11 protein-coding genes are annotated in these 12,484 nt (G+C 70.4%); 7 read left to right on the top strand and 4 right to left on the bottom strand.

The features are described from left to right. The first annotated feature begins 34 nt into the window (after positions 1-34). From arsB to DSX2_RS13895, 3 genes are read left to right on the top strand one after another with little or no spacing between them, the layout of a single operon-like run. Positions 35-1,138, top strand: coding sequence for an ACR3 family arsenite efflux transporter (arsB, locus tag DSX2_RS13885; RefSeq protein ID WP_020881615.1), 1,104 nt, complete (start codon positions 35-37; stop codon positions 1,136-1,138). Between the two features lie 35 nt (positions 1,139-1,173). Further along, complete coding sequence (locus DSX2_RS13890; RefSeq protein WP_020881616.1) at positions 1,174-1,647, top strand: arsenate reductase ArsC; 474 nt, start codon at positions 1,174-1,176, stop codon at positions 1,645-1,647. A gap of 37 nt (positions 1,648-1,684) precedes the next feature. Next, the gene (locus DSX2_RS13895) at positions 1,685-2,128 is read left to right on the top strand and encodes an arsenate reductase ArsC (RefSeq protein WP_020881617.1); all 444 of its coding nucleotides are present in this window, start codon (positions 1,685-1,687) and stop codon (positions 2,126-2,128) included. A 6-nt stretch (positions 2,129-2,134) separates the two neighbouring features. Here the strand turns inward: DSX2_RS13895 and DSX2_RS13900 are convergent, their stop codons facing one another. Next, the gene (locus DSX2_RS13900; RefSeq protein WP_020881618.1) at positions 2,135-3,175 is read right to left on the bottom strand and encodes an aromatic acid exporter family protein; all 1,041 of its coding nucleotides are present in this window, start codon (positions 3,173-3,175) and stop codon (positions 2,135-2,137) included. Positions 3,176-3,418: 243 nt separating this feature from the next. On the opposite strand from DSX2_RS13900, the gene DSX2_RS13905 reads away from it, so the two are divergent. Continuing rightward, complete coding sequence (locus DSX2_RS13905; RefSeq protein ID WP_035042675.1) at positions 3,419-4,171, top strand: ABC transporter substrate-binding protein; 753 nt, start codon at positions 3,419-3,421, stop codon at positions 4,169-4,171. Here DSX2_RS13905 and DSX2_RS13910 read toward each other — a convergent pair. Then, positions 4,168-6,267 (bottom strand): PAS domain-containing hybrid sensor histidine kinase/response regulator, encoded by a 2,100-nt coding sequence (locus DSX2_RS13910; protein ID WP_020881620.1) that lies wholly within the window; start codon positions 6,265-6,267, stop codon positions 4,168-4,170. The two genes, DSX2_RS13905 and DSX2_RS13910, sit on opposite strands and share 4 nt — an antisense overlap. Before the next feature lie 231 nt (positions 6,268-6,498). Here DSX2_RS13910 and DSX2_RS13915 point away from each other — a divergent pair, with 231 nt between their 5' ends. Together DSX2_RS13915 and DSX2_RS13920 are read left to right on the top strand one after the other, a co-directional pair. Next, positions 6,499-7,512 (top strand): MBL fold metallo-hydrolase, encoded by a 1,014-nt coding sequence (locus DSX2_RS13915; RefSeq protein ID WP_020881621.1) that lies wholly within the window; start codon positions 6,499-6,501, stop codon positions 7,510-7,512. A gap of 42 nt (positions 7,513-7,554) precedes the next feature. Next, positions 7,555-8,646 (top strand): ADP-ribosylglycohydrolase family protein, encoded by a 1,092-nt coding sequence (locus DSX2_RS13920; RefSeq protein WP_020881622.1) that lies wholly within the window; start codon positions 7,555-7,557, stop codon positions 8,644-8,646. 28 nt (positions 8,647-8,674) lie between these two features. Here DSX2_RS13920 and DSX2_RS13925 read toward each other — a convergent pair whose 3' ends face one another. Continuing rightward, complete coding sequence (locus tag DSX2_RS13925) at positions 8,675-9,154, bottom strand: nuclear transport factor 2 family protein (RefSeq protein ID WP_020881623.1); 480 nt, start codon at positions 9,152-9,154, stop codon at positions 8,675-8,677. 131 nt (positions 9,155-9,285) lie between these two features. Between DSX2_RS13925 and DSX2_RS13930 the strand changes: the two genes are divergently transcribed. Continuing rightward, on the top strand, positions 9,286-10,551 hold the full coding sequence (locus tag DSX2_RS13930; protein ID WP_236615127.1) for an MFS transporter: 1,266 nt from the start codon (positions 9,286-9,288) through the stop codon (positions 10,549-10,551). Positions 10,552-10,565: 14 nt separating this feature from the next. Here DSX2_RS13930 and DSX2_RS13935 read toward each other — a convergent pair whose 3' ends face one another. Next, positions 10,566-12,317, bottom strand: a complete 1,752-nt coding sequence (locus DSX2_RS13935) for a chloride channel protein (protein WP_020881625.1) — start codon at positions 12,315-12,317, stop codon at positions 10,566-10,568. Positions 12,318-12,484: the final 167 nt, after the last annotated feature.

Raw genomic sequence — 12,484 nt, forward strand, 5'->3', positions numbered from 1 at the left:
AAACACGCGGGCCGCGGCCCGGCAGGAGAACGCGATGAACACGCCGCACGCCAAGCATCTGTCCTTCCTGGACCGCTTCCTGACGCTCTGGATCTTCCTGGCCATGGCCCTGGGCGTGGCGCTCGGCTGGTTCTACCCCGGCATCAAGGAGGTCATCGCCTCCGGAAGCGTGGGCACCACCAACCTGCCCATCGCCCTGGGGCTCATCCTGATGATGTATCCGCCCCTGGCCAAGGTCCGCTACGAGGAGCTGCACAGGGTCTTCTCCAACGGCCGCGTGCTCGCCCTGTCCCTGGTCCAGAACTGGATCATCGGCCCGGCGCTCATGTTCGGCCTGGCCGTTGCCTTCCTCTCCGGGCAGCACGAGTACATGGTCGGCCTGATCCTCATCGGCCTGGCCCGCTGCATCGCCATGGTCATCGTCTGGAACGACCTGGCCGAGGGCGACTGCGAATACTGCGCCGGGCTCGTGGCCTTCAATTCGCTCTTCCAGGTGCTCTTCTTCTCGGTCTACGCCTGGTTCTTCATCACCGTGCTGCCCGGCCTCTTCGGCCTCTCGGGCGCGGTGGTCCACGTCTCCATGGGCCAGATCGCGGAGTCGGTCTTCGTCTACCTGGGCATCCCCTTCCTCGGCGGCATGCTCTCGCGCTTCGTGGGGCTCAGGCTCAAGGGGCGGGAGTGGTACGAGACGGTCTTCGTGCCCGCCGTAAGCCCGCTCACGCTCGTCTTCCTGCTCTTCACCATCGTGGTCATGTTCTCCTTCAAGGGCGAGGTCATCGTCCTCCTGCCGCTCGACGTGCTGCGCATCGCGCTGCCCCTGTGCGTCTACTTCCTGGCCATGTTCCTGGTCTCCTTCTGGCTCTCGCGCAAGGCGGGCGCCACCTACGAGCAGTCGGCCACCCTCTCCTTCACCGCGGCCTCCAACAACTTCGAGCTGGCCATCGCCGTGGCCATCGCTGTCTTCGGCATCGACTCGGGCGAGGCCTTCGCCGCGGTCATCGGCCCCCTGGTCGAGGTCCCGGTGCTCATCGCCCTCGTCAACGTGGCCTTGCACTTCAGGCGGAAGTACTTCCCCCATGCGGTCGAGACGCCGGGCGGCGTCTGCCACCTGGCCTGCGCGCCGGACGGCAGGCCCTAGGCCGCCGGACAGCACCCGAACGGGAGGACAAGGCCATGAAGCGCGTCCTGTTCATCTGCAGCCACAACAGCGCCCGCAGCCAGATGGCCGAGGCCTTCCTGAACGCGATCGGCGCGCCCGACTACACGGCGGAGAGCGCGGGGCTCGAGCCCACGTCCGTCAATCCGTACGTCGTGCAGGCCATGCGCGAGGAGGGGCTGGACCTGGGCACGGCCCGGGCCAAGAGCGTCTTCGACCTCTTCAGGCAGGGCCGCCTCTACGACTACGTGGTCACGGTCTGCGCCGAGGCCGAGGAGAAATGCCCGGTCTTCCCGGGGGTGACGCACCGCCTGCACCTGCCCTTCGCGGACCCCGCGACCTTCACGGGCAGCCCCGAGGAGATCCTGGCCCAGATCCGCACGGTGCGCGACGAGATCAGGGCCGAGGTGACCAGGTTCGTCGCCTGGTGCGCCAAGGGCTGCCAGGGCAGCATGGGACGCCTGCAGGGCGTCCCGGAACCCGGGGCCTGAGCGGCGCCGGGGCAGCGAGAACCCCAACGGAGCACGCATGAGCAAGCTGCGCATTCTTTTTCTGTGCACGGGCAATTCCTGCCGCAGCCAGATGGCCGAGGGCTTCGCCGACGCCCTTCGCGGCGACGCCATCGAGGCCTCGTCGGCCGGGGTGGTGAAGCACGGCCTGAACCCCCTGGCGGTCAAGGCCATGGCCGAGGCGGGGGTGGACATCTCGGGCCACGTCTCGAAGACCGTGGACGAGCTGCCGGACCTCGACTTCGACTGGGTGGTGACGCTGTGCGGCCACGCGGCCGAGACCTGCCCCTACTTCCCGGCTGGTCCGGACGGCAGGCCGCGCCGCGTGCACCGCGGCTTCGACGATCCGCCGAGCCTGGCCAGGGACGCGAAGAGCGAGGAGGAGGCCATGGCCCACTACCGCCGCGTGCGCGACGAGATCAGGGCCATGGTCGAGCGGATTCCCGAAAGTCTCGAGGACTAGGGCCGTTCAGCCCCTGGCGAAGGCGAGCATGGCCTCGGCCAGGTTGTGCAGGCTCTGCCAGCCCGCGTAGAACTGGGCCAGGGTCTCGAGCCCCAGGCGCTTGGTGATGTCGTGGGCGCGCAGGTCGAGCAGGCGCGCGTCCGCCCTGTCCAGGGCCAGGAGCAGGTCCGCTCCGGGATGGGGGTTCTGCAGAAAGGCCACGTGGTCCGAAAGCCCCGCGGCCATGGCCTCGCCCAGGGCGCGCAGCTCGGGCTCGAGGATGAGCCTGACCCCGCCCCGGCGCCCCTCGCCGCCGCTGGGCACCAGGAGGGCCTGGGCCAGGCCGTGCAGGCTCTCGCGCGCGGCCCCGGCAAGGTTCATGGATTTGATCGTGCGCTCGCGGTAGGCGGAGAAGAACCATGCCTCGCGCGTCAGGGCCTTGTTCATCAGGTCGCGGCAGTTCATGTACTCGCGGTCCAGCGTGTCCAGGGTTCCGGGAGGCACGGCCTGTTGCCGGTCCACGAAGGCGTCCATGAGCACGGGCAGGAGCCGCGCGGCCTCCTGGAAATAGGCCGCTATGGCCTGGCGCAGCGCCTTGGAGGCGCGGTCCGGGAAGAAGGCCAGCGAGACCACCACAGCAGCGCACACCCCCACCATGATCTCCACCATGCGCTCGATGGCGTAGGCCCAGTCCCCACCGTCGTGGATGCAGACCAGATAGGCGATGGACACGGTGATGGCGGCCATGCGGAAGTGCTTGGTGTAGCTGATGAGGAAGGCGCAGATGAATATCGCCAGGAAGAGGCAGACCGGCGTGCCGAGCGTGGGCGTGAGGATGAGCGCCGCGATGCTCAGAAGGCAGCCGATGATGGTTCCGGAGGCGCGGTAGAGCGCCATCTGCAGCGTGTCCGCCACGTAGGTCTGGACCACGATGACCGCGGAGACGGTGGCGATGTAGGGGTAGTGGGACCCGGCGGCCAGGGCTCCGGCGTATCCCAGGACCGAGGCCAGGCCCACCTTGACGCCTTGGCGCAGGTTGAAGGGCAGGGTTTCTCTGAAGCGGCTCACGGTTCCTCCACAACGCGATGCGCGAAACGGCCGCACGCGCGGCGTCGGCCCCGCTTTAACAAAGTTTGCCGCAGAGGTCTTCCCTTCCGGAGCCCTCTCCGCCGTCAGCGGCCCGCCGTTGCCGCACGGGCCCTCCCGGGCTCCGCCTCCATCGGCGGAGAATATCGTTCGCCGCATCTTGCAATACTGTCCCCTCATATGCCAATATTGGCATATTGCCCACGCCCAACGCTTGGGGACCCCATGATGGGACCGATCCTCGGCATCATCCTGCTGCTGCTCGCGCTCGCGCCGCTCCCGGCGTCGGCCTTCAGACCGGTGCGCGGCCCGATCGTGCTCGCCACCCACGACCTCGCCCCCTACGGCAGCTATGACGAATTCGGCCGTTTCAACGGCCTGGCCGTGGGCGTGGTCCGCGCCGCGCTGCGCCGCATGGGCGTGGACTGCGTGATCCGGGTCGTGCCCTGGAAGCGGGCCCAGGAACTGGTGCGCCACGACCAGGCCGACGGGTTCTTCGCGGCCGCGCCGAACAGGGAGCGGGACGCATACGCTCTCTTCTCGGAGCCCATCGCCGAGCAGGAGTACGCCTGGTACCTGCGGGCGGACAGCCCGCTCGACCCGCGAAGCCCGGACTTCAGGGACAAGGCCCTGGTCAGCAGCTTCCTCGGGGCGAACATGAACCTGGTGCTCGTCCGCAGCGGCTACCACGTGGCGCGCGCACAGCCGGAGAACACCCGCGACCTCCTGAAGATGCTCGAGGCGGGCCGGCTGGACGCGGTCATGGCCAACAGGCTGGTCATGGACAGGATACTGCGCGACATGGGGCAGGAGGACAGGGTCAGGGCCTCCCCCTTCACCCACACCCCGCTCGGGGTCTATTTCTCCAAGGATTTCATCGCCCGAAACCCGGGCTTCCTCAAGGAGTTCAACGCCCGGGTGCGGGAGGTCAGGGGGGCCGAGAGCGCGGCGCCCGGCGCCGGGCAGTTCCGGCGCTAGCTGTCCCGTTCCCGGCCGTCCGCGGCCCGGCCGGCGTCCAGGGAGGCCTGCACGCGGCAGAGCGCGTGCACGAGCTGGGCGGAGTCGATGGGCTTGGCGATGTAGTCGGTCATGCCCGCGGCCAGGAACTCCTCCCGGTCGCCCGCCATGGCGTGGGCCGTGACCGCGATGACCGGGATGTCCGCCTTGGGTCCGAAGGCGGTCCGGTCGCGGAGCGCCCGGGTGGCCTCCAGGCCGTCCAGTTCCGGCATCTGCACGTCCATGAGCACGAGGTCGAAATCGTCCGCCCGCAGGGCTTGCAGCGCCTCGCGGCCGTTCTCCACGGCCGTCACCTCCTGGCCGAGCTTCTCGAGCAGCCGCGTGGCGAAGAGCCTGTTCATCCGCTCGTCCTCGGCGAGCAGGATGCGCAGCCCGGGCCGCAGTTCGGAGAGCGGCGCGCCCGCGGAGGCCGCAGCGCCGCTCCCGGCCTCGGGCAGGCCCAGGGGCAGGGAGACGTAGAACGCCGACCCCACGCCCTGCTCGGTCTCCACGGCCATGGTGCCGCCCATGAGCTCCACCAGGCGCTTGGAGATGGTCAGGCCGAGCCCTGCGCCCTGGTGGCGCCGCGACTTGCCTGTGTCGGCCTGCATGAAGCCCGTGAAGATGATGCCGAGCTTGTCGTCCGGGATGCCGATGCCGCTGTCCCTGACCGTAAAGAGCACGCGGACCTCTCCGGGGCACGGCGAAGGCAGCCCGCAGGCCTCCACGACGACGCCTCCCTGCTCGGTGAACTTCATGGCGTTGCCCACGAGGTTGAACAGGACCTGGCGGATGCGCACCTCGTCGCCCAGGAGCACGGGCGGCAGGTCCGGCTCGATCCCGATGCCCAGGGAGAGCCGCTTTTCGCTGCCCAGGGGGCCGAAGGTCTCCACGATGGAGCCGATGAGGCCCTGGAGCGTGAATTCCTCTCGTACCAGCTCCATGCGCCCGGCCTCGACCCGGGAGAGGTCGAGGATGTCGCTCAGCAGCTCGGTCAGCCGGTCGCTCGAGCGGATGGCCATGTCCACGTACTGCCGCTGCTCGCCGTCCAGGGCCGTGCCTTTCAGGAGGTGCATCATGCCCAGCAGGCCGTTCAGCGGGGTGCGTATCTCATGGCTCATGTTGGCCAGGAACTCGCTCTTGGCGCGGCTGGCCTCCTCGGCCTGGGCCTTGGCCGAAAGCATGGCCTCCTCGGCCCGCTTGCGGGCCGCCAGATCGACGTCGAGGCAGAAGAGCTCGGGCTCGCAGCCCGGCACGGCGACTATGGCGTGGCTCGAGAGGACCTCCACCTCGGCCCCGTCCTTGCGGCGCAGGACGAGCTCAGCGGAGGGCAGGGGCTGGCCCGTCTCGACCATGCGCCGCACGTCCGCCCGGAAGGCCTCGTGCAGATGCGCGGGAAGCACGAGATCGCAGATGTTCCGGCCCACGGCCTCCTCGGCGCTGTAGCCGTAGAATTTCTCCGAGGCCGCGTTCCAGTAGCGCACGGTGCCGTCCGGGCGGTATCCCTGCACCGCGACCGAGGAGATGCCCGCAAAAAGCGTGCGGAAGCGCTCCTCGTTCTGCCGCACGGCCTGCTCCACCCTGCGGCGCTCCGTGATGTCGTGGAAGATGCAGTGGGTCTGCTTGAAGCGGCCGTCGGCGTCGCGCCCGATCTTGCCGTTGAAGGCCGCGAGGACCCTGGTGCCGTCCTTGCGCACGAGCTCGAACTCCACGCCGAGGATCTCGCCCAGGGCCTTGAAGCGCGGGAAGTTCTCCTTGAAGTGGTCGCCCCACTCGTCGGCCAGGAAATCGCCGAAGTTCCGGCCCAGAACCTCTTCCCGCGAATAGCCGAGCGTCTCGAGCCAGGCCTGGTTGACCGCGAGGAAGTTGCCGTCGGCGTCGAGGGACTGGTAGCCGAGCGGGGCCTCCTCGAACAGCTGGCGGAAGCGTTCCTCGTCGCTCTGCCCTCCCACGGCGGGGGCGCCGGAGGCGGCCTCGAGCTCCGCCTCCAGCCGGGCGACCAGATCGCGGGCGGCCCGAAGTTCGCCCTCCAGGTCGCGCAACTGGCCCTTCTCTCTCTGGACCGCTTTCTGGCTCATCGAGACCTCACGTCCGCAAAGAGCACCCGACAGGAAGTTCCCCCAACTCCGGAAGGCGACCCAATGTAACGCGCGACTTTTCCGGAAATCAAGCTCCATGGGCGGCCGTCCCCGGGCAATCGCCTGCCGCGCCTTCCCCGGTATGGTTTCAGTGCCTTCTTGCACGCTCCCCGTGCCGTGCTATGCTCAGGGAAAAGCGGCTCCCCGCCGCGCATCCCTTCGGAGGTTTCCATGATCGCCCGACGCAGCTTCCTGCAGACAGCCCTCGCCCTGACCGCGCTGCCCTTCGCGGCCCTCGCGCCCGCCGCCGCCATGGCCGCCGGGCTTCCCGAGCCCGGGAAGAAGGACGCCCAGGTGCCCGGCTACTTCCGCCTGCGGCTCGGCGGGGTGGAGATCACCGCCCTGTACGACGGGGCGGGCAAGGTGACCCCGGACATGCTGCACGGCGCGGACACGGCGGACATCGCCGCGCTGCTCCTGGCCGCGCGCCTGCCCGCGGCCGGTCCGGCGCCCACCGCCCTCAACTGCTTCCTCGTGGACACGGGGAAGAACCTCGTCCTGGTGGACTGCGGCGCGGGCGGATATTTCGGCCCGCGCGCCGGGCGCCTCATGGGGAACCTCAGGGCCGCGGGCGTCGAGCCCGGGCGGATCGACACCGTGCTCCTGACCCACCTGCATTCCGACCACGCCCGCGGCCTGACGGACGAGGCGGGCCGCCCGGTCTTCCCCTCGGCCCGGCTGTTCGTGAGTGAGCCGGAGGTCGCCTACTGGCTGAGCGACGAGCGGCTGGCAACGGCCCCGGCGGACAAGCGCGACGGCCTCCTCGGGCTGCGCTCGGCTCTGGCCCCCTACCGGGCCGCGGACAGGCTCACGGTCTTTCCGCTGCGCAGGGGACCGCTCACCGACTTCGGCGGGCCGGAGGGCATCGAGGCCGTGCCGCTGCCCGGCCACACCCCGGGGCATTGCGGTTTCTCCGTGCGCGCGGGGAAGGAGTCGCTGCTCGCCTGGGGCGACATCGTGCACTGCGCGGCCGTGCAGTTCGCGCGGCCCGAGGTGACCATAGACTACGACGTGGACCAGGCGCAGGCCGCGGCCACCAGGGCGCGCGTGCTGGCCGAGGCGGACGCGGACGGCTGCTGGCTCGCCGGGGCGCACCTGCCCTTCCCCGCCCTCGGCCGCGTGCGCGCGCAGGGCAGGGGCTATGCCTGGGTGCCCGCGCAGTACGCCGTGCCGAGCGGCATTTAGGAGGCCCTTTCACCGGACGGCGCCGCGCGCCGGGAGGACGACATGCCGACAATCGAGCAGGGAACCTTGAAGGACCGCGCCGCCGGGGCCCTCATGGGCGCCTTCGTGGGCGACGCGCTGGGGCTCGGGCCCCACTGGTACTACGACCTGGCCGAGCTCCGCCGCGACTTCGGCGACTGGATCGACGGCTACACCGACCCCAAGCCCGGCCGCTACCACGAGGGATGCCGGGCGGGACAGCTCTCCCAGGCGGGCTTCATCCTGAAGCTCACCCTGCGCTCGCTCGTCGAGCGCGGCGGCTACGACGCCGGGGACTTCTGCCGCCGCATGGACGAGGAGCTCTTCCCGCTGCTGGACGGCACGCCGGTGAGCGGCCCGGGCAACTACACCAGCCAGTCCATCCGCGAGGCCTGGCGCAGGCGCGTGCAGCAGAAGCTGCCCTGGGGGCAGACCGGCGGCAACGCGGACACCACCGAGGCCATCGAGCGCGCCCTGGCCATCGCCGTGCGCCTCGCCCGCGATCCGGGCAGGCTTGCCGCGGCCGTGGCGGAGAACGCCGCGCTGACCCAGGGCGACGACGTGGTGGTCTCCATGACCGTGGCCTTCTGCGCGGTGCTCGGCCAGCTGGTGCAGGGCCACAGGTTCGACGCGAAGCTCTCCGACAGGCTCATGAAGCTGGTCAAGACCGGAGAGCTGCCCTTCCACGCCGTGACCCGCGACAACGTGCAGCCGCCCCGTCCGGGCGATCCCGATCCGCCGCGCGCGGGCAAGTTCGCCTCGCCCGACGCGCTGCTCACGCCGTCCTACATGGCCCGGGCCGCGGCCGATCCGGACATCCGCATCGAGCCAGCCTGGAAGGTTTCGCTGGTCTACGGCATGCCGTGCGCCATCTACCACCAGCTCCCGGCCGCCTACTACCTCGCGGCGCGCTTTGCCGACGACTTCGAGGCCGCGGTGCTGCACTCCGTGAACGGCGGCGGCCAGAACCAGGCGCGCAGCATCCTCGTGGGCGCGCTCGTGGGCGCGCAGACCGGGCTCTCGGGCATCCCCGGCCGCTTCCTCGACGGGCTCGAGGAGGCGGTCGAACTCCTCGACCTCTCGGCCAGGCTGGCCGAGGCGGCCGCCAGGGACTGACCGGCAGGGCCGCCGCGGCCGGGAAGGCTCACTTCCCGGCCACGGCCGCCTGGTACCTGGCCAGAAGCTTCGGGTCGTCGATGGAGCCGTGGTGGTGGACCTGCCGCCAGCGCCCGCCCGCGAGCCTGAAGACCCGGGTCGTGCGGATGCGCAGGTCGAGCCGCTCGGCGCCCCGCGCGAACTCGCCGCGCTCCCGGCCCACGGCGTAGAAGACGTCCTGCGCCGCATGCAGGGTGTAGTCGTGAAACTCCACCCGGACCGTGGCCGGGCCGCCGAAGATGCGCGCGTAGACCGCGGAGATCTCCTCCCAGCCGCGCATGATGCCGCCGAGCGGATTGTCCATGGCGATGTCCCCGGCCTCGCGCAGCCAGTTCTCGCCCATGAGCGCGAGGTCGCGGCCGTTGAAGGCCTTGTAGAACTGGATCAGGCCGTGCTCGGGCCTTCCGGGGTCGCCCGGCTCCTCGTTTCCTGTTATGGGCTCGGTGATGGGAATCCAGACAGCTTCCATTCACGCCTCCGGCGGTTGAAGGAATTCCATCTGCAGCATGTAGCCCCTTCACGCGGCCGCAACAAGCCGACGCGGCTCCGTTCTGGACAGCGTCACGCGGCGGTCGTATGGACGCGGCGGACGAGGACGGCATGGGAGAGGATCAGATGAAGACGGACGGCACGGAAGACCGGCGGGGCTCGCGGCGGCTTCCCGCGGCCATAGTGACCCTCGGCTGGGTCAGCTTCTTCACGGACGTGGCCTCGGAGATGATCTACCCCGTGGTGCCCCTGTTCCTCACGTCCGTTCTCGGCGCCCCGGTCGTGGTGCTCGGGGCCATGGAGGGCGCGGCCGAGGCCCTGGTGAGCCTCATGAAGGGGTTCTCGGGCTGGCACTGCGACAGGATGGGGCGGCGGACCCCCTACGTGCGCGCGGGCTACGGCCTGGCGACCCTGTCCAAGCCCATGCTGGCCCTGGCCTTCGGCTGGCCCATGGTCTTCCTGGCGCGCATGGTGGACCGCCTGGGCAAGGGGCTGCGCACCACGGCGCGCGACACCATGATCGCGGAGGCGGCGCCGCCCGCCGTCGTCGGGCGTGCCTTCGGCTTCCACCGCGCCATGGACACGGCCGGGGCAGCCGTGGGCGTGCTCCTGGCCATGGGCCTCCTGGCCGTCCTTCCCGGGCGCTACAGGCTCATATTCCTGCTGGCGGCCCTGCCTGGGCTCGCAGCCGTCCGGCTGACCTTCCGGCTGCGCGACAGGACCGGCGAGGGGATCGGCGACAGGACCGGCACGGCTCCATCCGAAACTTCGGCCGCCTGCGGGCAGCCCGCCTCCCGTTCGCCGGGAGCGGCCCTGCGCGGCCTGCCCCGCGGCTACTGGCAGGCCCTGGCCCTGCTCGGCCTCTTCGCCTTCGCCAACAGCACCGACACCCTCCTCGTCCTGCGGGCGAAGAGCCTCGGGCTGAGCGACGTGCAGGTCATGGCGGCCTACCTGCTCTTCAACCTCACCTACGCCCTCTCGGCCTATCCGGCAGGGATCGCGAGCGACCGCTTCGGCCGCTGGCGCATGATGCTCTCCGGCTGGGGACTCTACGCGCTGGTCTACCTGGGCTTCGCGACGGCAAGCGGACCGGCCTGGCCGTGGCTGCTCTTTCCCGCCTACGGGCTCTACATGGGGCTGACCGAGGGCGTGGGCAAGGCCATCGTGGCCGCCGGGCTCCCGGCCGAGCGCAAGGGCACGGCCATGGGCCTCTTCCTCATGGCCACCGGCTTCATGACCCTGCTCGGCAGCCTGGCCGGGGGGCTGGCCTGGGACCTCATCGGCCCGCGCGCGCCTTTCGTCCTCGGGGGGGCCACGGCCGTGGCGGCGCTCGGCGCCGGACTGGCCGTGCGCCTCTTCTCCGCCAGGGACGCCTGAGGCGGGCCCTCGGCTCAGGCGGCCTCGTCGAGCACGATCCGGCCGTAGACCGCGAAGACGTCCTTCTGCTCGATGGTTCCGAGCAGGCGGCCGCTTTCCGGGTCCACCACGGGCAGGTGGGAGAAGCCCGTCTCCTCCATGCGCCGCATGGCCGTGAGGATGCTGTCCGCGGGATGGAGCACGGCGAGCCTGTTCTCGGCCATGTCGCCGGCCACCACCAGGCTGCCGAGAAGCTCGGCGTCCATGAGCACGGCCCGCAGGTCCCCGAAGCCGATGACCCCGCGAAGCCTCTGCTCCCGGTCCACCACATGCAGGCGCGGCACGTCGCGCTCCTCGAAGGCCGCCACGACCCCGGGCAGAGGCATGTCCTCGGGCACGGTGGCGATCTTCGTGCGCATGTGCCGCGTCACCGGGATGGAGTGCAGCAGGGCCAGGTCGGGGTCGAGCTTCAGGTTCACCCCGCGCCGCAGGAGCTTCAGGGTGTAGATGTTGCCCTTCTTGAGCATCCCGGCGAGCAGCGTGCTCAGGATGCAGGAGATCATCAGCGGCAGGATGATGCGGTAGTCGTTGGTCATCTCGAAGATGATCAGGATGGCCGTGATGGGCGCGTGGGTGCTGCCCGCGACCAGGGCGCCCATGGCCACCAGGGCGTAGGCGCCGGGCCCGGCCGTGAGGCCCGGGGCGAGCGCGTGCGCGGCGTAGCCGAAGGCCCCGCCGGTCATGGCCCCGATGAACAGCGAGGGCGCGAAGACGCCGCCCGAACCGCCGCTGGCCAGGACCACGGAGGTGGCCGCGATCTTGCCGAAGATCAGGCAGAGAAGGAGCGGCGCGGCCAGGCGGTCCACCAGGGCCTGGTTGATGGCGCCGTAGCCCACGCCGAAGACCTGCGGCAGGGCGAGGACCAGAAGGCCCATGGCCAGGCCGCCGAGCATGGGCTTCAGCGGCTCGGGCAGGCGCAGGCGGTCGAAGAAGTCCTCGCAGGAGTAGAGCGCGGTGATGAAGAGCACGGCCACAAGGCCGCAGCACAGGCCGAGCCCGGCGTAGAGGGGATATTCCCAGACGCTCCGCAGGTGGTAGACGGGAATGACGAAGGCCGGGAAGTCGCCGAAATAGTGGCGCGAGATGACCGTGGCCGTGACCGAGGAGAGGACCACGGGCGAGAAGGAAGTCAGTCCGAAGTCGCCGAGCAGGACCTCCAGGGAGAAGAGCACGCCCGCGATGGGCGCGTTGAAGGTGGCCGCTATGCCCGCGGCCGCGCCGCAGCCGACCAGGGTCTTTCGCTGCATGGCCGAGGCGTCGAGCAACTGCCCCAGGGTCGAGCCGACGCTCGCCCCGATCTGCACGATGGGACCTTCGCGGCCCACCGAGCCGCCCGAGCCGATGCACACGGCCGAGGCCAGGATCTTCACCAGGGCCACGCGCTTCCTGATGTGCCCGCCCTTGTAGAGCACGGCCTCGCGCACCTCGGGCACCCCGGGGCCGCGGGCCTCCCGCGCGCCGTAGCGGGCCAGCAGGCCGACCACGAGGCCGCCCGCGGCGGGCATGACCACGAACATCCAGCGCGGCAGCACGTGAAAGAAGTCCATGATGTCGCCGGTGCGGCCGTAGAACATGCCCTGGGCGAGCTTGATGACCAGGCGGAAGAGCACGGCGCCGTAGCCGCCGAGCACGCCCACGGCGATGGCCACCAGGAGCAGCGTCATGTGCCGGTGCGCCCTGAACCAGGACAGGTCGCGCAGGAGAGTGGGCGTGCGTTCGTCGGGCATGGGCATCCTGTGGGCCGAGGGAACCGGAGCGTCACTTCATAAGACAAACCTTTCCCGCCGCGGCGTCAAGTCCCAGCGCGCCTCCTGCCGCCCTCCCCGCCTCCGGCGTCCCGCCTGCCGCAACAATGTTCTATGCCGCGGCACCGCCCCCGTGCCATACCCGCGAC

Source organism: Desulfovibrio sp. X2 (assembly GCF_000422205.1).
Classification (GTDB): Bacteria; Desulfobacterota; Desulfovibrionia; order Desulfovibrionales; family Desulfovibrionaceae; genus Alkalidesulfovibrio.